General features: G+C 36.1%; 17 protein-coding genes and 1 tRNA gene. 7 read left to right on the plus strand and 11 right to left on the minus strand.

The annotated features are described in order from the left end of the window. Positions 1-61: 61 nt before the first annotated feature. From rnpA to RM542_RS02365, 4 genes are read left to right on the plus strand one after another with little or no spacing between them, the layout of a single operon-like run. On the plus strand, positions 62-436 hold the full coding sequence (gene rnpA / locus RM542_RS02350; RefSeq protein WP_311384103.1) for a ribonuclease P protein component: 375 nt from the start codon (positions 62-64) through the stop codon (positions 434-436). Beyond that, on the plus strand, positions 433-2,058 hold the full coding sequence (locus RM542_RS02355) for a S41 family peptidase (RefSeq protein WP_311384104.1): 1,626 nt from the start codon (positions 433-435) through the stop codon (positions 2,056-2,058). The genes rnpA and RM542_RS02355 overlap by 4 nt, the downstream gene beginning before the upstream one ends. Before the next feature lie 21 nt (positions 2,059-2,079). After that, on the plus strand, positions 2,080-3,309 hold the full coding sequence (gene dcm / locus RM542_RS02360; RefSeq protein WP_311384105.1) for a DNA (cytosine-5-)-methyltransferase: 1,230 nt from the start codon (positions 2,080-2,082) through the stop codon (positions 3,307-3,309). Further along, positions 3,306-3,914: a hypothetical protein gene (locus RM542_RS02365; protein WP_311384106.1), complete on the plus strand. Its 609-nt coding sequence runs from the start codon at positions 3,306-3,308 to the stop codon at positions 3,912-3,914. The genes dcm and RM542_RS02365 overlap by 4 nt, the downstream gene beginning before the upstream one ends. On the opposite strand, the gene RM542_RS02370 is transcribed toward RM542_RS02365, so the two are convergent. From RM542_RS02370 to rpiB, 6 genes are all read right to left on the minus strand, one after another. After that, on the minus strand, positions 3,911-4,351 hold the full coding sequence (locus RM542_RS02370) for a GNAT family N-acetyltransferase (RefSeq protein WP_311384107.1): 441 nt from the start codon (positions 4,349-4,351) through the stop codon (positions 3,911-3,913). The two genes, RM542_RS02365 and RM542_RS02370, sit on opposite strands and share 4 nt — an antisense overlap. A 6-nt stretch (positions 4,352-4,357) precedes the next feature. Beyond that, positions 4,358-5,272 carry a cation diffusion facilitator family transporter gene (locus RM542_RS02375; protein ID WP_311384108.1) on the minus strand — a complete coding sequence of 305 codons (915 nt, stop codon included), beginning with the start codon at positions 5,270-5,272 and terminating at the stop codon, positions 4,358-4,360. Between the two features lie 8 nt (positions 5,273-5,280). Then, positions 5,281-5,637: a VOC family protein gene (locus tag RM542_RS02380; RefSeq protein ID WP_311384109.1), complete on the minus strand. Its 357-nt coding sequence runs from the start codon at positions 5,635-5,637 to the stop codon at positions 5,281-5,283. A 35-nt stretch (positions 5,638-5,672) separates the two neighbouring features. Then, positions 5,673-6,161 carry an ATP-binding protein gene (locus RM542_RS02385; protein ID WP_311384110.1) on the minus strand — a complete coding sequence of 163 codons (489 nt, stop codon included), beginning with the start codon at positions 6,159-6,161 and terminating at the stop codon, positions 5,673-5,675. Between the two features lie 47 nt (positions 6,162-6,208). Further along, complete coding sequence (locus RM542_RS02390) at positions 6,209-6,772, minus strand: DUF6090 family protein (protein WP_311384111.1); 564 nt, start codon at positions 6,770-6,772, stop codon at positions 6,209-6,211. 234 nt (positions 6,773-7,006) lie between these two features. Then, positions 7,007-7,438 carry a ribose 5-phosphate isomerase B gene (rpiB, locus tag RM542_RS02395; RefSeq protein ID WP_311384112.1) on the minus strand — a complete coding sequence of 144 codons (432 nt, stop codon included), beginning with the start codon at positions 7,436-7,438 and terminating at the stop codon, positions 7,007-7,009. Positions 7,439-8,030: 592 nt separating this feature from the next. Here rpiB and rnr point away from each other — a divergent pair. The 3 genes from rnr to RM542_RS02410 are packed head-to-tail and all read left to right on the plus strand — an operon-like array spanning position 8,031 to position 11,638. Then, on the plus strand, positions 8,031-10,220 hold the full coding sequence (gene rnr / locus RM542_RS02400) for a ribonuclease R (RefSeq protein WP_311384113.1): 2,190 nt from the start codon (positions 8,031-8,033) through the stop codon (positions 10,218-10,220). 59 nt (positions 10,221-10,279) lie between these two features. Further along, positions 10,280-10,963: a head GIN domain-containing protein gene (locus tag RM542_RS02405; protein WP_311384114.1), complete on the plus strand. Its 684-nt coding sequence runs from the start codon at positions 10,280-10,282 to the stop codon at positions 10,961-10,963. 3 nt (positions 10,964-10,966) lie between these two features. Beyond that, positions 10,967-11,638 carry a LysE family transporter gene (locus RM542_RS02410; RefSeq protein ID WP_311384115.1) on the plus strand — a complete coding sequence of 224 codons (672 nt, stop codon included), beginning with the start codon at positions 10,967-10,969 and terminating at the stop codon, positions 11,636-11,638. 18 nt (positions 11,639-11,656) lie between these two features. Here RM542_RS02410 and RM542_RS02415 read toward each other — a convergent pair. From RM542_RS02415 to RM542_RS02435, 5 genes are all read right to left on the minus strand, one after another. Further along, positions 11,657-11,727 (minus strand) — tRNA-Cys (locus RM542_RS02415). A 52-nt stretch (positions 11,728-11,779) separates the two neighbouring features. Next, positions 11,780-12,139 carry a dihydroneopterin aldolase gene (folB, locus tag RM542_RS02420; protein WP_311384116.1) on the minus strand — a complete coding sequence of 120 codons (360 nt, stop codon included), beginning with the start codon at positions 12,137-12,139 and terminating at the stop codon, positions 11,780-11,782. 43 nt (positions 12,140-12,182) lie between these two features. Continuing rightward, a complete protein-coding gene (locus RM542_RS02425; protein ID WP_311384117.1) occupies positions 12,183-13,133 on the minus strand; it encodes a type IX secretion system membrane protein PorP/SprF in 951 nt (316 codons plus the stop codon). 21 nt (positions 13,134-13,154) lie between these two features. Beyond that, positions 13,155-24,044: a T9SS type B sorting domain-containing protein gene (locus tag RM542_RS02430; protein WP_311384118.1), complete on the minus strand. Its 10,890-nt coding sequence runs from the start codon at positions 24,042-24,044 to the stop codon at positions 13,155-13,157. Continuing rightward, positions 24,045-26,222, minus strand: coding sequence for a PorP/SprF family type IX secretion system membrane protein (locus tag RM542_RS02435; protein WP_311384119.1), 2,178 nt, complete (start codon positions 26,220-26,222; stop codon positions 24,045-24,047). Between the last annotated feature and the right edge of the window lies 1 nt (position 26,223).

Raw genomic sequence — 26,223 nt, forward strand, 5'->3', positions numbered from 1 at the left:
TTAATTTAAATTATGAAATCCGTTGTGCAACGATGTACAGCGGATTTTTTACTTTTATCCTATGGATTATTCCTTCCCAAAAAGAGAAAAACTTAAAAGCAAAAAGGCGATAGACCTATTATTTGCAGAAGGAAAACACCTTAATAATTTTCCCTTAAAACTAATTTATTTAGAAGGCAAAAAGGAACCTAAAGTTCCATTTAAAACAATGGTTGTGGCGCCAAAAAAAAGTTTTAAAAGTGCTGTAAAGCGCAATCGAATAAAACGATTGCTCCGCGAATCTTTTCGACTCAACAAGCATTTAGTTTTTAACAACATTGAGGGAAATTATACGTTCGCTATTTTATATCTTGGTAAAGAAATGCCTGAATATCATTTTATAGATGAAAAAATGAAAGGGCTTCTTGACAAATTCCTTAAAAAAAATCGCTCATGAAAAAGCTCCGTAAAAAACACCTTTTAATTCCGGTTTTAGCATTCGCTATACTCTTTACTACAACGAGTTTTAAAAGTGATTTTTTTGAAATTGCTAAACAAATAGAAATATTTACAACGCTCTTTAAAGAACTCAATATGAACTATGTCGATGAAACCAACCCTGCTGAGTTGATGGATTCTGCCATAAAAAACATGTTGAACGAATTAGACCCCTATACGCGCTTTTTAAACGAGCAAGATGTTGAAGGTTTTAAAATTAGAAATGCTGGTGAGTACTCTGGTATTGGTGCCTTAGTTCGGTCTTATGATGATAAATTACTGATTGTTGAGCCCTACAAAGACTATCCGGCAGATAAAGCTGGTCTTAAAGCCGGAGATGAAATCATTCAAATTGGAGATATAATGGTTTCCGATTTTGATGATAATGCGAGTGAATTATTGAAGGGAGCCAATAACACGGAAGTTACTATAACATTTAATAGACAGGGCGAAACCAAAACAGCAGCGATTAAAAGAGAAGGTGTGGAAGTCGATGCTGTACCATATTACCATATGGTTGGTGAAAAAACAGGATATATTGTGCTGTCAAGATTTAATCGAAAAGCATCAAGCCAAACCAAATCAGCCATGCAAGATTTGAAAGGTCAAGGAGCAGAACGTTTGATTTTAGATTTACGTGGTAACCCGGGAGGGTTGTTGTCTGAAGCGATTAATGTTACCAATTTGTTTGTTCCTAAAGGAGAACTTATTGTAACCACCAAATCAAAGGTTAAAAAATTCAACCAAGAATATAAGACCAAAAATCAGCCTGAAGATTTAGAAATTCCTTTGGTGGTTTTAGTTAATGGAAGTAGTGCCTCAGCTAGTGAAATAGTTTCTGGCGGCCTGCAAGACTTAGACCGCGCTGTGGTTATGGGTGCTCGTAGTTTTGGAAAAGGATTGGTTCAACGGCCTTTAAAGTTAACTTATGGCACACAGCTCAAAGTAACTATTTCAAGATATTTTACTCCTTCTGGAAGGTGTATTCAGTCTTTAGATTACTGGAATCGAGACAGTGAAGGAAATGCTGTTCGCAATAGTGAATTCAAAGAATTTAAAACAAGAAATGGAAGAATTGTTGAAGATGGTGGAGGAGTCATGCCTGATGTTGAAATTGCGTCTACAAAATCAAATGCGCTAACCGATGCGCTTGTGCAAAATAATGTCATTTTTGATTTTGCAACCGATTTTTATTATAATAACACATTTGACTCTACTGTTGATTTCTCTTTTTCATCTAGTGACTATAATGCATTTAAGAGTTTTACAAACGGGAAAGACTTCTCATTTAAAACAGAAACAGAAAAACTGTTAGAAGAAGCGTTAAATAAAGATGATAGCTTGTTGGGTGCTGATGTTCAAAATAAATATAAAGACCTGCTTTTAGCAGTAAATAGAGGTAAGATAGCCGCTTTAGATTCTTATGAAACTGAAATTTCAAAAAAACTAGAAGATGAGATTATCAAACGATATTTCTATAGAGACGGGCTTTATGATTATAACCTAACGCATGACGATGCTATTTTAACTGCGGTTGAGTTGCTTTCTAATTCGAATAAATACAATAGTATTTTAAAGTAGTATTCTTTCTATTTTTAAAGCATGCATAAATTAAAAGTCTGTGAGCTATTCGCAGGGGTTGGTGGTTTTCGTCTAGGGCTTGAAAATAACGGTGCTTACGAAGTGGTTTGGAGCAACCAATGGGAGCCCTCTACAAAGGCCCAACACGCATCTATGGTTTATGTGGCGAGATTTGGTGCTAAAAATCATTCTAACGAAGACATTGAAAAGGTTTCAACAATATCAATACCCGACCATGACGTTTTAGTTGGTGGCTTTCCTTGTCAAGATTATTCAGTGGCCACTACATTAAAAAACTCTAAAGGGCTTATTGGTAAAAAGGGGGTGCTTTGGTGGTCTATCCATCGCATCTTAAAAGAAAAAAAGAACAAGCCTAAATACTTGGTTTTTGAAAATGTCGACCGCCTATTAAAATCTCCTTCAACGCAACGAGGGCGTGATTTTGCGATAATGCTCAGCTGTTTAAATCAGTTGGGCTATGCCATAGAATGGAGGGTAATCAATGCCGCTGAATATGGTATGCCACAACGAAGAAGACGTGTGTTTTTTGTCGGAATTCATGAGTCTTCTACCCTATACGAAGACTTGAAAGAACAGAGTGCCGAAAATTACCTGCTGCACAAAGGAGTGCTTGCAGAGGCTTTTCCTGCACATCTGGCCGATAAAAAACACAACACCTTTACCATTGAAAATGATGTAGTCAAACTATCTGAAAACTTTAATGAAAATGATAAGCTTTCTCCGTTCTTGAATAGCGGGTTCTGTTTTCAAGGCAAAGTATTTTCTACTAAAGTATCGCCTACTTACTATGGCCATCACACAACGCTCTTCAATATTCTTCAAAAAGGAAAAATAGCCCCAGAATACTATATTTCTGAAGACGATTTGCCCAAGTGGGAATATTTAAAAGGTTCTAAAAAAGAAGTCCGAACCACCAAAGACGGATTTCAATATAATTACGCCGAAGGCGCTATGGTTTTTCCTGATGCTTTAAACAATGCCTCTAGAACTATTATAACAGGTGAAGGGGGTAAGTCGCCTTCAAGGTTTAAACATGTAGTACAAACACCTAAAGGCCTGCGCAGGTTAACTCCTATTGAATTGGAACGTCTTAACATGTTTCCTGACGACCACACAAAACTTGAAGGAGTTACGGACGCCAAACGTGCTTTTTTTATGGGGAATGCACTTGTTGTTGGTGTGGTTGAAAAAATCGGTAATGCCTTACTAAATAAAATCAATTCTCAATGAACAAAAAAAGTTCATTCAAAACAGATTTAGCTAAAGAACGAAAGCTGACCCCCCTCTTAGACTCTTACTATTCCCTACACCTAAAAAATTATAGTTTTGAGCGCGTTTCTTCTTTAAAAGAACAGCTTGAGGGTGTTGACGTCAACTTCATCCACAAAACAAATTCAACACTTTTTCATGTAGACGAAAAAGCACAATTAGACTATATTAATGACGATTTGCCCACTTTCGCATTTGAAATTTCTTATTATAAAAATGAACTTCAAAAAGAAGGTTGGTTTTACGACAGCAATAAGAAAACCCATTTCTACGCGCTTATTACCGCAATTTACGACGATGATGAAACATTATTTACTTCTTGTAAAATCACTTTAGTAAACCGCAAAAAACTTCAGCTTATTTTGGTTAAAAAGGGGCTTGATTACAATATGTTAAATAGTCAATATCATAAAAATTCTCACGGGAAAATATGTATAGATGAGCTAGATTGTCGGGAACAAGGCTACTTGTTTTTATCCCAAAAAAATAAAGCAGAAAAACCGTTGAACCTCATCTTAAAATTAGAATGGCTTTTAAAACTAGGGGTCGCTAAAAGATTGGTTTAAGGCTTTATCATTTTAATATGTGGAATGTCATCTTCAAGATATTCTTTGCCTTGTTCAAAAAAGCCTAAACTATTGTAAAATTTTATCAAATACGTCTGTGCAGAGAGCTCAATTTGAGCGCCCTTTAGTGTGTTCTCAATATAATCAATAGTAGCCTTCATAATTACTCTTCCAAAGCCATATTTTCTTTCTGAAGTTTTAACCACTACTCGGCCGATAGCGGGGTTATCAAAGTAATCTCCGGGCTTAAATGCTCTAGTATAAGCAACAATCTTGTTGTTCTTTTTGCCTAAAACATGAATGGCCTTTTGGTCTTTGTCATCAACGTCTTGATACACACAGTTTTGTTCTACCACAAAAACCTCACTTCGTAGTTGAAGAAGTTCATACAATTCTCGTGTGGTAAGCTCATTAAATGTTTTAATTGAAATAGTCATATAAACTTAGTCTTGAACAATTATTTTTTTGTTATCGCACTTACCGTATTCTGGTTGAATATTCACGTGGTTAACGCCATATTGATGATATACCCTCTCTTCAATTTGCTCCAATATTTCATCAAATTCTGACAGTTTTATATCCTCTTTAAAATCGACATGAGCTTCTAAGTGAATTTCTTCTTCGTTCAATTGCCAAATATGTACGTGATGTACGTTCTTTATGAGTTTAATTTCTGATATAGTAGCCACAATTTCTTGAACCGCTATCGTTTTTGGAGTAAACAACATGAGTACATTGGTTGACTCTTTCAATAAGTCAAAACCCATATAAATTAAGTAAAGCGCTATTAAAAGCGTAAGTAATGGGTCAATCCAAAAAATGCTATAAAACTTCATTAAAACACCGCCTATTAATACCGCTACAGAAGCCAACATATCCGTCAACAAATGAAGGTATGCTGATTTCATGTTCATGTTAACGTCTGCGTCTTTCTTAATCAGCAAGACACTAAAGCCGTTACCTATAATAGCAATGATGGACAGCCAAATTACCAAGTCAGAACCTATTTCTTCGGGTTTATAAAAACGCTTTACCGCTTCAATAATTAAAAAGATGGCCACTACCATTAATGTTGCGGCATTTACAAAAGCAGCAATAATTTCAGCTCGTTTATAACCAAAGGTTTTGTTGGTAGAGGCTTTTTTCTTGGAAAGCGCATTCGCTATATAGCTTACAATTAAAGAGAGTACATCGCTAAAATTGTGTAACGCGTCCGATAGTAAAGCAAGGCTACCAGAAATAAGGCCGCCTATAACCTGGGCGATTGTAATAACTATATTTAAAAAAATAGAGATGCCTAAATTCCGTCCTTTTAAATCATGGTGATGATGGTGACCTTGATGGTGCGAATGTGACATAAGTGGTTCTAAATATTTTGTCCAAATGTCAATAAGTTACTGTCTGGGTCAAGTAATGAAAACTCTCGTTGACCCCAGGGCTTATCTTCCAATTTTCCGTTAGGATGAATTTCAGTCTTTTTTTCTAATAACGCCTTATAAAGCTCGTCAATATTGTCTGTCCTAATATACACTTGGCCATAATTTTTTCGAGGTTTAAGATTTTTGAATTTAAAAAAGTGTAGCTGTATTTGGTCTCTTTCTAGCATTAAATAATCATCATAATCGGCGCTTCCAAATTTTGAAAAGCCCAATTGATTTACATAATAAGATAGTGTAATCTCTTTGTCGCGCATGGGTAGTTTGGGATTTATATTTGTTAGCATGGTTAATTTAATTATTTAAGCTATCGTATTAATTTTTATTCCTTAACAATTATACCGTTTTCGGTTTCTTTTGGGGTTGGTTTTTCAAACCAGTTTTCCATAAAATCAAAGTTTTCTTTAGTCACTTCAAACTCAAAAGTGTTTCCTTTTTCTTTATTCCGTTTTTGTATTCGTTGAAATCTGGTTTCTTTTGAAATATCTAAAAAATGTGTTTTTATTTCGTATCCATTTGCCAAGGCAAATTGCCTAAACTTTTCTCTGTGGTTAAATTTTGATAGTCCTAAGTCTAAAATAGCATCTGTTTTTGAATCTTCTAGTTGATGCACTAGTGCTAGTATCATTGTTTCAGCCCTCTCAATTCTTTCAAGAAACCAATCTAAACCATCATCAGGTTTTTTGTCTGCAAAAAATAAGATTTTATTCCACTTATCAATTGAGAAAATAATACCGTTAGTTTGCGCTTTTAATTTCTGAGAATAGGTTGTTTTTCCTGAACCTGTATTACCAACAATTAAGTGTATCATTACCTTTTCGGATTTAAAATTGATATAGGCTTACTTTTTAACTGACTTTAGTCATATTCATTAAGAAACTCCTCAATCTCTGATTGCGAGTATCTTGATGTAGAAAGGATTTCTTCGCTTAAAAGAAGAAAAACTTCTTTTTTCTCTTTGTTTGTGGTTTTAAGGTTTTCAATTAAGTAATCAACAAGTTTTGTGGTTTTAAGGTCGAGATTCTTTTTTGTTTCTTCTATTTCAGATAAGGCTGACAGCTTCTCAAATTCAATTAACTCAATTTTTGAATTAGCAATAGCTTTCCATGAATTCGTTTTAATTATTGGGCTCTGAATACCATCAGCTTTTCTTATTATTCCATATATAGAAATAGAGTCGTTATTTACATATTGCATAAGGCTATCTATTAAAACCTGTTGTTTTGGAATACTTGCCTCTAGGTTGACCTTGCTTTCTTTTAATTCATTCTGAATAGATGTATATATTTTATTCAAATAGTTTTTATCTTTTCTGTTTTCATTCCAATTATTAATTGATAGAGCAATTAAAATACCTATCACCACTAGTATAATTTCTCCGAAAGCATACTTTAGATAACTACCTTTTTTATTTTTATCCATTAGTTGAAGTCTTGTTTTCCTAAAGATTTTTATCATTAGCTATTCGTTTGTCTTAATCAATTAAAACAATCTCAGATAGGGGATTCGTTGTGGATATTAGTTCTAAATACTATTATCTAAGCTAAAAATAGGTTTTTTAGCGCGTTTTCTATTTATGTTCTATAGCACATAAATATATTGGTATATGCTGTAAAATAAACAACTACAATCGTTGCGCTATACAAGTATTTTTAATTAAGAACACGAAATTTTCTCAACTCTTCTTTCGTGCCTACCTCCTTCAAATGGAGTGTTTAAGAAAGTATCTACCATTTCTAGTGCTTGAGGTAAGGCAATAAAACGCGCTGGTAAACTCAAAACATTCGCATCATTATGTTCCCTAGCCAGTGCTGTAATTTCTTTATTCCAACACAAAGCGCTGCGTACTAATTGATGTTTATTCGTTGTCATATTGGCACCATTACCACTACCACAAATAACAATACCAAAATCAACATTACCTTTTTCAACATCTTCAGCTACAGGATGCGCAAAGTCAGGATAATCAACACTGTCTGTGCCGTCTGTGCCATAATTTATAATAGTAATTCCTTTTGATTTTAGGTACCCTATAATCGCTAATTTATAATCGGTTCCGGCGTGGTCATTACCAATAGCTATCTTCATTATATTTTGATTTAGGTTTGGTATATCAAAGGTACAATACTTTTAATTTTACTTTGTTGATAAACTAAAACAAAAAAACTTAGTAGTCTTTAAATCAGTTTATTAAAATTAGTTCTCTTTTGTTGATAGATGGAAGACAACTACTTATTACTAAAATTTGTTTTTTGCTTTTTTTTAAGCAATAATAACTTTAATTAAAAAAGGTAGCTTCAATTAATAAAAAGTTAGTTTAAACATATTAAATAATAATTACAGGTAGTTAACATTAAACTAACCTTTAGTTATTAATATATTCATGTTTATAATACTTATTAATAACTGTCAATAAATAACATAAAACATTGATTTCTAAGTTTTTTAAAATGGTATAAGTTGTCAATAAATTCTTTTTTATGTTCAGAGCAAAGATTTAGTGATAATTTTATTACACATTTCAACAGACTATTATCATCACCATTTTTATTTTAAAATTTAAAAAAGAAAAATAATATTTATTGTAATGTTAATAAATGTTGATATTCTTTAAGCTTAAAAATAATAGTTCAAGTACACAGATTATAATTTGTACTTTTCAATAAAATACTACCACTTAATGTCTAAAAAGAAGAAGCGAACACGAAGTCAACAAAAAAACGAAATTACTAAAGGCATTTTTAAAGTATTAGAGAAAGAACCTTCAAAAGCATTTAATTACAAGCAAATAGCTGCGCAACTAGGTATTACAGAGACTCAAATGCGTAACGATTTAATCAAACGTTTAGGGCAGCTTAAACAAAAGGACCGTATTCAAGAAGTAGAAAGAGGCAAGTATCAAATGAAACCTTCTCAGTTTCAAACAGTTTCTGGTAGAGTAGATTTAACCTCAAATGGTAATGCTTATATCATTGTTGATGATTTTGATGAAGATGTATTTGTACCAGGTCATAGAATAAACAAGGCTTTTCATGGTGATATTGTGAAGATAAAATTAAAAGAAAGCAAAGGTAAAAAACGCCAAGAAGGAGAAGTAATTCAGGTTGTAGAGCGTAAGAAAACGACTTTTGTAGGTATTTTAGATAAGCAAAAAACATTTGCTTTTGTAAGACCTACCGATTCAAGAATGTATACTGACATTTTTGTACCTATTGAGAAAACAAAAAAAGCGGAAGATGGTGATAAAGTTCTTGTCGAAATTGGTGAATGGCCTAGTGATAGAGAATCTCCTTTTGGTAGAGTTGTTGAAGTTTTAGGTAAACCTGGAGAACACCAAACTGAAATACATTCTATTCTTGCAGAATATGGCTTGCCGCATGAGTTTCCGTATGAGGTTGAGCAGTATGCTAATACACTTGATACTGCTATTAAACCTGAAGAAATAGCAAAAAGAAGAGATATGCGGGATGTACTCACTTTTACTATAGATCCGAAGGATGCTAAAGATTTTGATGATGCTCTTTCTTTTCAAATTTTAGACAATGGTAATTATGAAATAGGAGTACATATTGCTGATGTTTCACATTATGTGTTACCCGATTCTATTTTAGAAGAAGAAGCTTATAATAGAGCAACATCTGTTTATTTGGTAGATCGTGTGGTACCAATGTTGCCTGAAGTGCTTTCAAATAATGCGTGTTCTCTACGCCCTAATGAAGAAAAATATACCTTCTCTGCAATTTTTGAATTAAATGCAAATGCTATAATTCAAAATCAATGGTTTGGAAGAACAGTTATAAATTCAAATGAACGTTTTGCCTATGAAGAGGCACAGCATATTATTGAAACCAAACAAGGTAGTATACCTAAAGAAATTTCTATTAGAAGTAACACCTATACTGTTACTAATGAAGTAGTTGAAGCTACTTTAATTTTTGATAAACTTGCAAAAATTATGCGTAAAAAACGCATGAGTGCAGGAGCAATTTCTTTTGATAAAATTGAAGTACGTTTTAATTTAAATGATAAAAATGAGCCTGATGGGGTCTATTTTAAAGAGTCAAAAGATGCTAATAAACTTATTGAAGAGTTTATGCTTTTAGCAAACAGAAAGGTTGCTGAATTTATTGGTAAACAAACCCCTAAAAAAACTTTTATTTATAGAATTCATGATGAACCAGATGAAGATAAATTAATAGCTTTAAATGGTGTAATATCTAGATTTGGGCATACTGTTAATTTAAAAGATAAGACCAGCATAAGTAGTTCTTTAAATAAATTATTAAGTGATGTAAAAGGTAAAAAAGAACAAAACTTGGTTGATACTTTAACGATACGAAGTATGAGTAAAGCTGTTTATACTACTGATAATATTGGTCATTATGGTTTAGCTTTTGACTATTATAGTCATTTTACCTCACCAATAAGAAGGTACCCTGATGTAATGGTACATCGTTTATTACAACATTATTTAAATGGTGGAACTTCTGCAAAAGAAGAGGTTTATGAAGAAAAATGTAGACATTCTTCAAGTATGGAAATACTAGCTTCTAGTGCTGAGCGAGATTCTATTAAGTACATGCAAATTAAGTTTATGCAAGACCATAGCGATAAAGAGTTTGTTGGAGTTATTTCAGGAGTAACTGAATGGGGTATTTATGTTGAAATTATTGAAAACAAGTGCGAAGGTATGGTTCGTATTCGTGATATAAAAGATGATTATTACACCTTTGACGAAAAACAATATGCTATTATTGGAGACCGATTTAATGTCGTTTACCAATTAGGTGATGAAGTAGTAGTAATGGTCAAGAATACGGACTTAATTAAAAGGCATCTAGATTTTTCGTTGATTGGTAAACATGAATAATACTTTTTTGGAATAAAATTTGTTTTATGTTATAGAACATCAATCAAAAACTATAAATAATGAAAAAGCAATTTTTAGTCTTATCGTTATTTTTCTTGTTTCAAATTACCTCCGGACAAGAAGAAAAAATCACACAAGAACTTCAAAATTTTACCGAACTTAAGGCCTTTGATGGTATTGCTGTAAATTTAATTCCATCAACTGAAAATAAGGCAATTATTACTGGAGCTAACACCCAAAAGGTAGTTATTGTAAACAACAAAGGAAAGCTGAAAATACGCATGCAGCTTGATAAAATATTTAGTGGTTACCGCACTTTTATAGATTTATATTATACAGAAACATTAACTATAATTGATGTAAATGAAGACGCAAGAATAAGTTCAAAAGACACTTTTATTCAAACGGTTTTGGAACTTAGAGCCCAAGAAGGTGGTGAATTAGAGTTAAATTGTCAGACAGAACAATTATTAGCTAAAGCAGTTACAGGAGGGAAAATATATACCGCCGGTTTTACAGATAACCAAGATATTGTTATTAATACTGGAGGTTCTTTTTATGGAAGTGATTTTAAAAGTAAGTTCACTACTATTTCGGTAAATGCAGGTGGAAATGCTGAACTTTATGCCACAAAGTATGTAAAAGCTGATGTAAAGGCTGGCGGTACTGTTAAGGTATTTGGCGACCCAGAAAAAATGGATGAGAAAACTGTTTTTGGAGGAAAAATAGAACGAGTAGAATAAAAAATGATAGAAGATATACAGGCAGCAATACCCTTAGGCTTTTTATTGAGCTTTATGATTGGCCCTGTTTTTTTTGTTTTATTAGAAACCAGTGCTACTAAGGGTTTTAGAGCAGGTCTTTTTTTAAACATAGGAGTTATTATCGCAGATATTCTTTTTTTGGTAATAGCATATTTTAGTAGTTTTCAATTATTAGAAAACTTAAGCAATCAACCAGGTTTATATGTTTTTGGAGGCATGATTATTCTTGTTTATGGGATAGTTATTTTCGTAAAAAAAGAAGGAAAGAAAGAAAAAGTTAAAGCTAAAAAAGGCTCATACATAGGCTTAATGATAAAGGGGTTTTTATTGAATTTTATCAATATTGGGGTTTTGGTATTTTGGCTTGGTATTTTAATAATAGTAGGTCCTAGTTTAGAAAATCAACCAAGCAGGATACTGGTCTTTTTTGGCGCTATGCTAGCCACATATTTTATAACAGACATTTTTAAAATATTATTAGCAAAGCAACTACGTACAAAACTAACAGCCGAACGAATAATATTAATAAAAAAAGGATTAGGCTTGGTATTGATAGTTTGCGGAATTGTTTTAATTACCAAGGGTTTTTTACCAAAAGACAAGTTTAATATCAAAGACGGTATTGAAAGAATTAATGAACAAAAAACCCGGTAAACTTACCGGGTTTTTTTGAGGCATCGAGCGGATTCGAACCGCTGTACAAGCTTTTGCAGAGCTGTGCCTAGCCACTCGGCCACGATGCCTTTTTAGTGGTGCAAATGTACCACACTAATTTTTGGTTTCCAAAATAAGAAATCAAGGTTTTGGTTTAGAAAGGACAACAGCAACACTTTCTACATCACCACCAATTGGAGGGTTTATTTTAGAAACAGAAATCTCAGCATTTTCAACTCGAGGGATTTCTAAAAAAATACGATCTAAAATTCTTTTAGCAACATGCTCTAAAAGCTTAGATTTTACACGCATTTCTTCTTTTACAATATTATTTAAATGAACATAATCAACTGTTTCTTTGAGTTGATCACTTTGTGAAGGTTTTGAAAGATCTGCTGCCACCTCTAGGTCTACCCTATAATCGCTGCCAATAATACTTTCTTCTTTCAGACACCCGTGTTGTGCATGAACACGAATGTTGTTTAGTTTAATTTTACCCATTTATGGTTTAATAAAAAGCAAAATTAAAGCAAAGAAATTAAACTTAGTATGTACAACGGCAATTACTAATACCTTGAAATAAATCCATACCAACAGTTAGTACATGTGTGCCTTGGCTGTAGCCTAATATTTCATTTGTAATTATTTGATATGAATAACCAAAATAGAAATTATTTTTTTTAAGCCCGGCAATAGGCGCTATATATAAAGGCTCTCCTAATTGATCGTTTAAAAAACGATATGTCAGCCCTAAATAATAGTAATCTTCAAAGTTGTGAAAACGAAATTTAGCATTTAAATCGGTAACTGAGCGACCATCACTTTCAAACCATTGGAAGAAAACAGAAGGCTCAAATTCTAGCTTACTGTTTTTGTTTTTCATAAAACTATAACCGGTATACAAGTAATAATTTCTTAATGTATTTGGCTCATTAATTGGATTGAAGTCAACCAAACTGTTTTTAGGTAAAATATTAGAAGCGTTTAAACTTATATAGTACTTGTCTTTTCGATAAAGAATACCCATGTCAAAGTTATGGTTGGTCGTTGCTCGATCGTCAGTAATTATTTGCCCGTTGCTTGGCACAAAGTTTTCTGTGTCAATTCTAAATTGATTAAAATTATATGAGAGCCCAAAAGACAAGAATTCGTCGTCATAACGATCCAGAGTTAAATGGTGAGCAAAAGAAACCCTAGCTCCTCTTTGTCGGGTATTCCCATTACTATCATTAAATAAAACCATACCAATACCAGAGCGGTTGCCAATACGAGCATCTGCGGCTAAAGTTTGGGTGTCTGGAGCGTCTTCAATGCCTACCCATTGGGTAAGACCGTTTAAACGAACCTTAATGTGGTCGCCAATACCAGCATAGGTTGGTGACATCAAAAAAGGATTGTCAGCAATGTACTGTGATAGTTGGGGTATGGTAAGCTCTTGTCCTCTCACCACCAAAGCAAAAAGAAACAAAAGGAATAAGATTGGGGTCTTTTTCATGACTCTACAGGTTAATTTTTATCAACGATAAAGGGTAAAATGACCTACAAATTCTCGGTCGTCATTTGCTCCTCTTAATTTAATAACATACCAATAGTCTCCTGTTGGCAGGTTTTTGTTATGATACAGGCCGTTCCACGCCGGATCATTAATTTCCATTCTATAGAGTTCTCTACCATAACGATCAAAGATGATAGTTAGTACATTCGGAAAGGCTTCTAAGTTTTCAGGCCCCCAAGTGTCATTCCAATCATCTCCATCAGGAGTAAAGAAATCAGGTATTTCAATGTCTATGAACTCTATAAATATTTCAGCAGCTACTTCACATCCGTTTTGATCAATCAACGTAACCATGTAGGTATCAGTTCTGTTTATTATGAATGTGTTATCAGCTCCGTTGTCTATGTCTCCAAAGTAGAAAGTGTAATCTTCTAAGCCTCCAGAGGCAATTGCAGTAATTTCATTAATACTGTTTTGTTCTAAAGTCAAACTTAGAGGCGCGAAACCGATAATTTCAAAATCAACCATATTCACACACCCATTAGCATGTGCAATACTTAGCGTGTGCATACCGGGTGACATGTTCGTAAAATCTGGCGAAAGTTGCATCGTAGACGGGTCTGTCGAATCCATACTATAAAGCACATCACTCATAATAGTATCATCTTCAAAAGCAACCACAATGCGATTTTCTGGCACATCACCGTTGCATTCATAAACAGGTGTCACCACCGCATTTAAATTAACACCTTGTTCAATTTCTACAATAATGTTCTCCTCGCAGTCCTGAGCATCTTTAATAAACACGACATAACTACCCGCGGCTAAATTGCTAAAAGAAATTTGGTCCTGAACAAAATCGGCGTCGTTGCTAGAATTTAAGCTTGTTCGATATGGCGCTGTTCCGCCAGTTATATCAATTTCAAAAGAACCGTCTTCATCACCTTGGCAAATTTCAGGCAAGACAGTTGTTGTTGCTACCAAAATAGGGTTTGGCTCTGTAATTGTATAGTTTAAAAGCTCAAAACAACCATTTTGGTCTTGTGCAATTATGGTGTAATCTCCAGGCGCTAAATCAACAAAAGTGTTTGTTTCATCAAACTGATCCAAGTTTGGGGAAATCGCGTATTGATAACCACCAGACCCGCCAGAAAGCGCTACTGTAATGCTTCCGTTTTCTTCTCCCGAACAACTCACATTAACGATATCTTCTGTAAAAGTTAGAGGCGTTGGCTCTGCAATAATCACCTCTTCTGGAGCTACCACACAATCGTTACTAGTGACGCTAACATAATAAGTGCCTGCGAAAAGGTCTCTAAATTCTCCTTGATTCTGAGGCCCTGCAATTCTCGAAGCAACACTTAACGATACATCTGTGTAAAGCTCATATTGATAGTTACCTAGACCCCCATCTGCATCTGCAAAAATTACTGCAGTATTTTCACCGGTGCAATTAATAACAGCGGCAGAAGCATCAACAGTTAAAGTAAGTGGTTCAATAATATCTTCGGTTATTTCATTAGAAACAACAGAAGAACAATTAAAAGCATCTTGAACAAAGTAACTGTAGGTTCCGGCACTGATATTGCTAAACAAGTGAGTGTTTGGGGCATTGGTTTCATTCATCGGAAAGAAATTAATACCATCTACACTATAACGATAAGGAGCAGTACCACCAAAAGCACTTAATTCTAATACCGCTTGATTTAGGCATGTTAAAGGACTTAAGCGAATTAATTGAGAAGAAACCTCTGTTGGGTTAACGATTTCAATTATTCCGGTTTCAGCAGAACAACCAACATCATCGGTTACAGTAATACTATAAAAGCCAGCAACTAAATTGTCAAATGTACTTGCGCCTTGTCTTGTTGAAACTTGCGGCGCAACACTTCCTAAAATGTCAGTGTAAGTATTTAATTGATATTCGTAAATCGGAGTTATGTTTCTTGCTGCAAGCGTAGCAGTAACTGACGCGGCGTCATCTCCGAAGCAAACCAATGTGCTTGCCGCAATCGTTGCTGCAATCGCATCAGGCCGTATTAAGGTAATAGTATCCGTGTGTACACAACCTAAAGCGTCAGTAATCGTAACAATAAAATCACCAGCAGAAAGACCCGTAAAGGCAAAATCAGTAACATTGTTTTGCGAATAAGACTGTGAGGTTGTCGTGTTGTTTAAAGCAATGGTAAAAGGACCCTCGCCACCAGACACTTCAACTAAAATACGCCCCTGGTCATTCGTACAGCTAACACCAGCCTCTTCTGCAACTAGGGCAGATATAGGGGCTTCTGGAGCTATAATTGTAATTACATTAGAGGTTTCAACACAAAAAGGAGCTGTTGTTTGTGTGACAATCACGTAATATGTTCCCCCGGGCAGGCCGGTTATTGGAGCTTGCGCAATAGCAGTATCCCCTGAGCCTGATTGTAAGACAACTGTGTTGTTGTTAGAGTTGTAAACTTGGTAGTCAAACGTTCCCGCATAATCAGAAACCACAAAATTAAAACTACCATCATCCACCCCATTATTCAGGCATTCTTCATCTGTAAATGTTGTTGCCAACACATCCATTTCAAGAGGCTCTTCAATGGTGTGAACAGTTTCAATTATACAATTTGGACTAGCGTCTAAATTCGTAATTCTAATGCTATAATCCCCAGCTCCTAATCCAGAGAACAAACCAGTATTGTTTGTACTTGTATAAACTAGATTAATACCATTTATCTCAAATTCTATGGTTGGTGTAGCCGTGACAGGGCTTATGGCAACACCAACTTGAATTTGTGCGTCGCTTCCAGGGTTACAGGTAAGCGGAACCAAATCAGCTACGGTTGGGTCTGTTATTTCAACGAACGGAGCAATACTAACATTTGCTGCAACTGCATTTCGACAACCATTATCGTCATAAGCATAGATGTCATAATTACCACCATCGTAATTGGTTTCAATATATACGGGATTAGCCCCATCTTGAACGGTCGCAGCTGTTGCAGTATTGATAAATTCAAAACGCACAAAATTTCCAGAACCACCAGTAATGGAAGCGGTATCTATTGTTATAGAAGCGGTGTTGGCGTTATTTCCAGTTGTACAACCAAATTCTACTACAGTCGCGTTTACGTTAGAAATAATGTTTGGTTGATTAATTACTTGAGTTATCTCTTCAGTACATCCATTCGCAGCGGTTACTCTGATTGTATAAGTGATACCCGCAATGGTTCCTTCAAGATTATCAAAAACTGCAGTAGCATTTGTAACACTTGTAGGGTTTGGAGTTATCGGAAAAGTTACCGCACCACTAACACCAGGACCAGAAATGATTTCAAAGATATAAGGCCCTATTCCATTATCTGGAATGGCACTTATACTTATGGTTCCATCATCTGCCCCATTACAACTAACATCTAAGTGATGATCAACATTGATAGCTGGAGTAATAGCAACAGGAACAGTAACTGTTGTGGTTGCTTGACAAAAAGGAGCAAGCGTGTTTGTGTCGTAAATTGTAATGGTGTAAACCCCATCTACACTAGCTCCGTTCCAAACCTCAGTGCTCCCCGACATTGCGGTTATACTTTGATCAGCGCCGCCTGGCCCATCAATTTCGTATGAATAATTGCCTGAACCGGAAGAAACATCGATGGTGATTTCAGCATTGTTATTTGGCGCTATTTCACAATCAAGTAAAGTAGTGAGAAGCGCTGTAAATTCTATTGGAGGAACTATATTAAAGTTTTCATCATCTTGACAGCCATTGACATCTCTTACCGAGATCGTTTGTCCTGTACCAGAAGAAAGTCCTGTTACTGTAAACTGATTGCTTCCATTAAAGACGAAATTTTGGTATGCCGCGCCGTTTACACTTATTTGAAATGGAGCAATAGCAGCGCCTGGATTATTTAGGGTAATTAAAACCTCAAAGCTTCCTTCATCTGCGCATTCATCAACTATTGACAAATCAATATCTGGTGCGTCATCTAAATCTACAGTAACGGCGTCGTTTTGAACACATCCGTAGGCATCCTTGACATAAACAATATAGTTACCCGATTCTACATTGGCTGTTGAATTTGTCATCCAACCAGCATCAGCAGCTGTTGGTGCCGTGGCTAAATTTGATAAAAACTGATACTCATAAGGGGCGGTCCCTGATTGTGCGATGGCAGTAATTAAACCTGCATTAACATTACAATTGTCGTTTACTGTACTATTTGCAGAAACAGATAATGGCTGAGAAGCTTCATCAATTGTAAAATCGATAGAGCTTACGGAGCACCCTGCGTTTACTCCATCAGCCTCTGTGAACTGTATGAAATAAATACCCGGGCTTAAAGGCCCAATATTGGTTTCTGAAACAGGTCCTGCTGGAGGGTTAACAGACAAACTACCACTTATAGCTGTAGGCAAAATACTAGTATTTGATTGCGCCAGAAATATTTCATAGTCAACCTGTGTGGTTGTGGCGTCGAAGCCATCAATTGTAAAACTTACGTTGCCATCGGCATTTCCTGTACAAGTAACATTATTAACAACGTCTAAAGTTGAAGTCATAACTGACGGACTATTAATAGGGGCCGAAGCCTCTTCAAAATAGTAACAGTTAGTGGTAATATCATGTACTACAAAAGTGAATGTAATACCAGGAGTTAGACCGGTAAATGTATGAGTCGGACCACCAACTACATCTGGAGGAAAGAAAGTTGAAGCATATGGCGCAGAAAACGAATCCAAAATACCAAACTCATAGTTTGTACTAAGAATTGCAGTGGTAACAGTAACAGCAGCCGTTCCCCCAGTTAAGCAATTCAATGTTGTTGCCGATACATCAATGTCTAAGTCGTCAGGAGGAGAAGCGATAATATTGGTGGTAACCCTTGAACAACCATTCGCATCAATAACATCAACTTCATAAATTCCAAAATCGAGAATAGCAAAGGTATGGTCTTCACCGCCGGAGGTTGTATTATAAGCAGCGGAATAGCCGTTATTTCCTGTTAAATAATAGGTATATTCTGCAACCCCACCGGACAATCCCTCAACCGAAATAGACCCAGGATTTGTACCTGTTGAAGTATCACACGTTATAGGCTGTAAATTAATTGAGTAATTAATTTGGTTTGGCGAGTTAATGCTTGTAGCAAAAACATTAGAAACACACCCATTTGCATCCGTCACTGTCACATCATAATTACCAGCAGGAAGCCCTGTGGTTTGTGTTCCGTAATTTGTTGTTGTTCCAGAATCTACAACTTCAATGACATAAGGCCCTAAGCCTACAGAGGTATCAATAGTAATGTCTAAAGCTCCGTTAGAGTCACCAAAACATAAAACATCCGTTGGAATGATATTGCTGATTACAGGAGTGTCTGCCGGCGATACAACAACGGTGTTTGTGGATACTGTACAAGCGACTGGAGTAGAGGTGTCTGTAATTCTAAACTCGTAGCTTCCTGCGGTACTTGTTGCAAACACATTACCTGTAAAGCCGGTGGTGTTGTAGGTTGTTCCTGAATCGTTGGACCACTCATAGGCAAATGTTCCAGACCCACCAGATGCATTTATAGTAATACTTGCATCACTCAAACAAGTAAGGTTAGCGCTTAAAGTTGCACTAGCAAGCAGCTGAGAATTAATAGTGGTTGTTTGGGTGGCGATAGCTACTGGACAACCTAACTGATCACGAACATCAATGTCGTATGAGCCACTCGAAAGATTATTAAAGGTATATGTTGTTGATGTTACAGGAGATGGTATAATCCATGGCCCTGAATTAATTCTAAATTGATATCCGCCATTTCCATCTGTAACATCAACCTGAATTGAAGCAGTGTTTCCGCCTGAGTAACATGTGGTTGGAGTAACCGTAAACGCAACAGGGTTCAAAGGAGATATTATGATAGGTGTATCTATACTGTCTTCACAATTATTAGTGTCTCTTACGCGCACAACATAGGTGCCATCACTTAAACCAGAAAACACGCGATTAGTGCTGTTAGTGGCAAAATCATATGCTCCAATAACAACACCTGCACCATCTTCTAATTGATAGGTGTATCCAGGCAGACCACCATTAGCCTCGGCAGTTATTGTGGCGTCAGCTGTACAAGAAAGACCTGTTGTTATACTAGCTGAAGCTACTACAGCTGTGGGCTCTGTTAGTATTTGGGTGATAGATGTTGTACAAGTAATTTCATTAGCTTTTCGTATCAGAATGGTTTGACTCCCAGCAGGAAATACTGCATTGGTTGTAATCGGAGATGTTGTTGATGTAATCCAAGTTGTTCCGCCATCCTCTGAATACTCAAAACCCGCAACTGAGTCAAAATTTTCAACACTAAATGTAATGCTGCCATCAGACAAACCATTACATGAAATATCTGTAGAACCTTGAACTGCTGAGCTAAATACGCGACCAGCCTCTACAGTTACAGGTGTCGTGACACTTAATTCACAAACCTCAGGAATTTGGAATATTTCAATATCATCGATGGCTAGGTCATTACCGCTATTTCCAATTTTTTCAGTTCTAATAACAAAGTCTAAGCTTGTGTTGGCACCCGGATTGAAGTCTGTTGAAAAAAGAACCCAATCATCAGGGCCAGTGTTCTTAGCGATATCTCCTGTTCTAATTGATTGTACTACTGCGCCAGAGGCATCAACTATTTCAATTGTTAAGTCTGGATCTAGAATAGTTCTGGTAGAAACAACTAAATTGAAAATATACAATGAAATTCTAAGCGGCCTATTTGGAATAATATCGTTAATAGGCTTTGTGTAGATAATTTGCCCTGGGCTTGGTGTACCAACATTAATAACTAAATACCGACCAACAGAACTCGATGGGTCTGTATGGTCATTTGGACTAATCCATGCGCTAAAAGGCGCAATTATTTCGTTGGTTACGCTATATTGGAAATCATTAATATTAAGATTTGTATCGCCACCATTTGCGGTGCTACTCGTTTGATCTTCATAGGCATACCCTTGTGTATCTGGACTTGGAATTGACCCAACTCCAACCCCAAAATTTTCAGATAACAATAAGCTTGGTGTCGGCGGTGTTTGTGATTGATAGTAAGTTGTTACTGTGTAAGTGCCTGGCGCCACATTAGTGAAAACATTGTTTGATTCAGGGGTGTTGAGCACACCATCTAATGCATATCTGTAATCATAACCCGCAATACTTGGAGAGGCTGTAATTGTCCCTGAGCCATCACAATTATAGTCTACTTCAGGTGTTAACGTGACATTTGGAGGCATAGGTAGACCTTCTACAGAAACGTCCATTGAAAACGAACAAGACGCGTCACGAACTAAGACCGTATAGTCTCCTGGTAATAATTGAGCAATAGACGAGGACCCCCAATTACTACCGCCATCAAAACTATATTCATAAGGAGGGTATCCTCCAACAACATTAGTGATTCTAACTTCTGCACCGTTGCTTGGATCACAAGTAACATCTCTAGAAACACCAGCTGATGCACTTAATGTAAACGGCTGGTCAAGATCATATGATTGTTGAATATCACAACCAGAATCATCAAGTATTCGAATATCATAAGTCGTAGAGGTTAAACCAACAAATGTATCTGTTGGTTGATATGTAGTACCACCATCAATACTATATTGGTATGGCTCAACTCCTCCCGAAACACTTATGATAAGTTGACCGTCAGCATCACCATTACAAGACGGCTGAACCTCTGAGACTAAATCTATAGCAAGGCCCCCATTATCGTTTATTGTTACAGGGTTTGATAGCGCATAACAGTTGTTAGCATCTAATACGATAAAGACATATTCACCTTCTTCATTTGCAAAATACTCATCAATAAAATCGCCATCGGTATCTCTCCACCCAAAAGTAAAAGTAGCGTCTACTTGATAGGCATTTGGGTCAATATTATCAATAATTTCTTGTTCTGTAGGAGAACCACCAGGGGTATGTAATAACACCCCGTCTTTACTCCAAATAGCAAAAAGAAAATCTGGATTTCCTTGGCCTCCTGCTTGAGTAAGTTCTATGACTCCTGCGGAACAACCAATATCTGCTGTGGTTAAAGCAGAGAGGGTTGGGTCAGGAATTCTGGTTAGGCTGATGTTTTGAATATCTTCACAACCATCATCTGTTCTTGTAATTACAATATAATCACCAGGATTAACATTGTTAAATGTGAAATTATTATCGGGCTGTGCGGTTTCATTGTCTATTAAAGTTCCACTAGGCGAACCATCATCAAGCCTTAATTCATATTCATAATTAGGGCTAACATTTAAAGCTTGAATAGTAATATCCCCTAGAGAATTACAATTTGCTTCTGTAGTTAAAATATCAACTTGAAAGTCTCTTTCTAATATACCAATGTCTTCAGTAACAAAAACACAGGAGTTAGGTATAGGGTTATTTGATCCGTCTAATTGTACAACCTCAACTCTGTATGCACCGTTATCTGTAATATCAAAACTAGGGCCATTATTTGCGCTAAAAGGAACATCAATAACATTATTGGTTACGTCAAATAATTGAAAACCATAGCCACTACCTAAATTGGTAATCGTAATGTTTCCAGGAGTTGAGCAAACGATATCTCTACTTGTGTGTAAAAGATCTAGATTGTTTCTAAACACATTAAAATAGAATCGGCTAAAACAGCCATTTTGATAGTTGATAACGAGTCGAAACTCCCCAGGTGTTGAAGCCAAGAAGTCCCCGCCGGTACTGACTGTATTCCAAGAACATGTGTTGTCTTTATTGGCGCAATCATCGGGCGCCGCAGAACAACTAGTATCATCTAATTGCTCCCAAACAATACTATCAGCATCGGGGATGTTTATTTGTAATAATTCTGTGTCATTTAAACCACACAAAAACACCTGAGGTAATTCGTCACCATCATTAGGGCAGACTAATATTTCACCTTCAATTGTGTTTGAAGTGTCGTTTATTAGCGCGGTAATTGGATTAGTTTGTGTTGCGCCAAATAGCTCCACAATAATTATTTCATTAAAATCTTTGCAAGGGTCAGCTACCTGTTTGTTTACGATATAAGTACCCGTCTGATCAACTTGCTGTGTGCTAAAATCGCTATCGGGGTTGCCATCATTTAAAACGGGGTCAGAGGCATCAATTTGACCATTATTGTTGCTATCAAGAACCCACACATAATTATCAAAACCGTCTCCAGCATCAAGCAATACATTGTCACCACATAACTGAACAGTTCTAGTATAGTTGCAGGCGGTTAAATCATCTAGCAAAAAGTTAGTCGCCCCAGGAGTAACAAAACCGCAATTATCAAAATCAGAAACACTAGGGTCATCAGTAATTACTGCGCTATTAATTTCACCTTGATACGTAGAATAGGCCAAGTTTTCTATTAGGTCTGTGCATGCGTCAATAAAGTCAAAACAGTTTTCAGCCACTCTTACCCGAAGTCTAATAGTATAAGTTGGATCAGTCATTTCAACCAAATCATCAGGAACAGTAAAAGTTATTTCGTTTGTTGCGGCATCAAAAACATGTGTCACGCCAGGAGCACCAGTGTAATCTGCGCTAACAAAAGTGGTGTTGACGGGTAGAACATCTCTAATGGTATAGTTGGCGGCATTGTCATTTCCTAAGTTTCTAAAACTTAAAACATAATCGAGCGTTTGACCCAAGTTCACACCAGAACCAGTAATATCATTTCCTCCAATATCTTCAACCCTTTTTTCAAGAACTATATTCGGTTCAATGATTTCTACTGAAAACGCAGTTAAGAAAGGTCCATATCCATCACCTGTTGATGTAAATCTAAGTACTGCACCTGATTCATCATTAGGCAAGACAGTTTCATTAGGGTTGTTGAGATTGAATAAATCAATATCAGTTCCTAATGTATTGGTTCCGTATGGAGTTCTAGTAGGAACTTCCGCGCCATCAGTGGTAATCGTGGAGTTAAAAAAGTTGTTATCTGGATTTAGTGTTGTAGACAAATTGGTATAGCCTGCAACGGAGTTTGCGCTAATGTAAAACCGATCATTGGTAATACCGCGATCACCCTCTAATGCGGCGACACCAACTCTAGCCCTAACAGGAAAAGGAGAGGGCAATGTTCTAAAACCATTAACAGCTACATCAACGTTACCTACAGCACCTGATAAACCAGCATAACCGTCAAAAGTAGATATGAATTTACCTGATTCATTAGGGTTTTCATAAATAATAACTAAAACCCAACCCGCAGAACTAGAGCCGTTACGTGTTCCTCTTGTAGCACGTATGTTGGCGGCAGTATATTCTCCATTTGGGTTTGAATTAGACCTAATTAAATCAGTTACTTCTTTATAACATATAACTGGAGCATCTTTAAAAAAACCACCAGATGATGGGTCAATACCATCAAAAATAATATCGTCCTCTTCTCCTGGTAAGTCAGGGTCGTTGTCTGCAATTAAATTCACATAAGTTCCACCAGGAATTTTGAATTTAATTTCATTCCACTCTTCAATTCTTGTTGTTCCAGTAAACTGTGCGCCTCCGTCTGTACTTCTTTCGTTAGGATAGGTACCGGCCCAATAAAGACCCGCGTAACGAACCTCTGAACAAGAGGGGTCCGTAATATTAAGTTCAGCACTACTAGAACTAAAGGTTGAAGCATCGGCATCGATATCAATATACTCCATCCATAAGGAGTTATTGTTAGCCGTTCCATTATAGGGCGTATTGGCCTCAGCAGGATTAGCTTCAGAAGCCCTGTTGAGAATGTTGTTTCCAACAAAAATAATATCACCTCTTATTTCAATATTATCTCCGTCCAATCTAGGAGAGAATGGAACAACTTCTTGGGCATGAGCACCAAATGATACAAAAAGGAGAATAAGAAAAAAGAGTAGATAAGCTCTTTTGACTAAGGATGCTAATTTCATTTAAGCAGCTTGGTTAGGTTTTACGCGCATAATCCAGATTTGGTCTTCATATGCGTCATTTAGTTTGGAATAGTAAGACACTAGGGCGTTAGTCCAATCCTGATGTTTTTTTAAATAAACATACCGATAGTTGTTTTCTGGATTTATGAAATAGCTCGCACTTAGGCCTTGAGCATTTAAATGTTTTACAAAACGATTCGCATTTGACGGCTGCTCAAACACATTAGCAATAATGTAGTAACCAGAACCTAGACCGTCAATATCGTATGTTTTATAACTAACAGCACCTTTCTGTTGAACCGGTTGCTTTTGAACATTTTTTTGTAGAACATTATCATCATATTCTGAGCTATTGGAATCTGTTGTATTTGAGGCATAAGCAGTATTGCTGTACTCACCTTTAACCTTCATGACCCAAGTATCACCAGAGTAGGTTCCATTAAGGCCTGTTTTATAGGCAGAAACCGCTTCGTCTTTATTTTTAAAGTCTTTTAGATATACATAATTCAATCCGTTTTTAGGATTTGTAAAATAGTCGGCCTCAACACCATCAGCATGTAGTTTATCAATAAACTTTTGCATGTATTTTTTACCCTTATAAACATTAGCGATTAGATAGTGACCACTTTCTACACTTGGAATAGCGAATGATTTAAATCCGTAAGACTTTTTTGTGTTTGTGTTAATTCTGTCTTTTTTAGTGTTTGCCGTATAGGCCGCTTTTGAAGCAGCTTCGGCAGGGGTATCCATATCTTTAAGCGCACTAATCTTTTGTGAAGCTTCAGAATTGGTTATTCCTGCACTGGCCCAAGAAGCTTTATTTGTCTCGTTAGATTGGGCGTTATAGTCTTTTAGCTTGATAACTTTTTTTGAAGCCGTGGTATTGCTCAATCCATTATTGGCTAAAGGAGACCTTTTTGGATTGTTCACAATATCGATACTATCTAAATTGGCGAAGTACATTCTTTTGGCTTTTTCTTCCAACTCTGGGTTTTCGCCATTGGTTTCTCTTTTTACCATCCGCATTACCGTTGCAAACCTTCTTTCTAAATCGCCTTGACGCGATTTTTCAATGGAATCTTGTCTGAACAATAACTCGTCAAGTATACTGTTGTTTTCGGCAAGTTTTTCTTCCAATTCTGCAATTTTCAGGTCTTTGTCTGTTAAGGACAGCTCTTCTAAAGGAATATCTTCTTCATCATTTTCAACCAAATCATTATCCTTTTCTAGCATCACTCGGTCTTCAGTTAAATTAGGCGTAAAGGAATACGCTAATGAAATTTCATGATTAACACCAAAGTTTTCAAAATTGTTAGAAAGCCCTTTTTCTACCGTATAACCTAAAGAGATACGTTTATTTAAATTAAAACCTACACCAGCGGCTGCGCCATAAAAATCATCATAACCGGCTTGTAACCATCCTAATTTTGGAACATCAAGGATAAGGCTTCCGCCCAAGGTGATGTCATTTAAAGGATCTGTACGCACTCTAGCCAAAGGCATTAAACGAGCACTTTCGAGAACACCGGATGTATTTTTAAACTGATGGGTATATTGAAGATGGCCGGTATATGTCTTCTCACCGAAATCTGTTAGAGATTCATTGGTTTTTAAGTTGTAGTCAAATAGGTTATCTGCAAGCACACCAAAATCAAAAGCACCATATGAGATGTTGAAACCTGGTTGAAAGGTTATAAGTGCGCTATTGTCTAAACTATTAAGTAATGGATCATCATCAATTGGGTTAGCCCTGTTCTGATTAAAACCACTATTGTAGTATGAAAAGTTACCTCCAAAAGTTAAATTACTTTTATCGCTTAGCTTTACACCGTAAGCGTAATTAGCTAGTAAACCAAAATTTTCAATTAGACCTTCGCGCTGAGTATATAAACTTAGGCCCACTCCACTTCTATCGCCAATACGACCGCTGTAACTTAAAAAATAAGTTTGGTTATTGTCATTAAAAGATACCGATTGGTTTCTGTGAAATAGATTAATATATGATTTATCTTCTCGAACAGTTGAAAAAGTCGGATTTAATAGAAATCTATTGAACTTAACAAGGTTCTGTGAAGGAACGTCATAGGCCACGAATGGGCTCTCTTCTTGTGCAGTTAGTGAGTAACTGCTTAAAAGTGAGCCTATGGCTAATAGTAGTAGGTAGCTGTACTTTTGCATT

The sequence above is a fragment of the Croceitalea sp. P059 genome (assembly GCF_031846365.1).
In the GTDB taxonomy this organism is placed as follows: Bacteria; Bacteroidota; Bacteroidia; order Flavobacteriales; family Flavobacteriaceae; genus Croceitalea; species Croceitalea vernalis.

Excerpts from the sequence above, each read along its gene's own strand:
- rnpA (WP_311384103.1), top strand. The coding sequence starts at position 62 with ATGGATTATTCCTTCCCAAAAAGAGAAAAACTTAAAAGCAAAAAGGCG.
- RM542_RS02355 (WP_311384104.1), top strand. The coding sequence starts at position 433 with ATGAAAAAGCTCCGTAAAAAACACCTTTTAATTCCGGTTTTAGCATTC.
- dcm (WP_311384105.1), top strand. The coding sequence starts at position 2,080 with ATGCATAAATTAAAAGTCTGTGAGCTATTCGCAGGGGTTGGTGGTTTT.
- RM542_RS02365 (WP_311384106.1), top strand. The coding sequence starts at position 3,306 with ATGAACAAAAAAAGTTCATTCAAAACAGATTTAGCTAAAGAACGAAAG.
- RM542_RS02370 (WP_311384107.1), bottom strand. The coding sequence starts at position 4,351 with ATGACTATTTCAATTAAAACATTTAATGAGCTTACCACACGAGAATTG.
- RM542_RS02375 (WP_311384108.1), bottom strand. The coding sequence starts at position 5,272 with ATGTCACATTCGCACCATCAAGGTCACCATCATCACCATGATTTAAAA.
- RM542_RS02380 (WP_311384109.1), bottom strand. The coding sequence starts at position 5,637 with ATGCTAACAAATATAAATCCCAAACTACCCATGCGCGACAAAGAGATT.
- RM542_RS02385 (WP_311384110.1), bottom strand. The coding sequence starts at position 6,161 with ATGATACACTTAATTGTTGGTAATACAGGTTCAGGAAAAACAACCTAT.
- RM542_RS02390 (WP_311384111.1), bottom strand. The coding sequence starts at position 6,772 with ATGGATAAAAATAAAAAAGGTAGTTATCTAAAGTATGCTTTCGGAGAA.
- rpiB (WP_311384112.1), bottom strand. The coding sequence starts at position 7,438 with ATGAAGATAGCTATTGGTAATGACCACGCCGGAACCGATTATAAATTA.
- rnr (WP_311384113.1), top strand. The coding sequence starts at position 8,031 with ATGTCTAAAAAGAAGAAGCGAACACGAAGTCAACAAAAAAACGAAATT.
- RM542_RS02405 (WP_311384114.1), top strand. The coding sequence starts at position 10,280 with ATGAAAAAGCAATTTTTAGTCTTATCGTTATTTTTCTTGTTTCAAATT.
- RM542_RS02410 (WP_311384115.1), top strand. The coding sequence starts at position 10,967 with ATGATAGAAGATATACAGGCAGCAATACCCTTAGGCTTTTTATTGAGC.
- folB (WP_311384116.1), bottom strand. The coding sequence starts at position 12,139 with ATGGGTAAAATTAAACTAAACAACATTCGTGTTCATGCACAACACGGG.
- RM542_RS02425 (WP_311384117.1), bottom strand. The coding sequence starts at position 13,133 with ATGAAAAAGACCCCAATCTTATTCCTTTTGTTTCTTTTTGCTTTGGTG.
- RM542_RS02430 (WP_311384118.1), bottom strand. The coding sequence starts at position 24,044 with ATGAAATTAGCATCCTTAGTCAAAAGAGCTTATCTACTCTTTTTTCTT.
- RM542_RS02435 (WP_311384119.1), bottom strand. The coding sequence starts at position 26,222 with ATGCAAAAGTACAGCTACCTACTACTATTAGCCATAGGCTCACTTTTA.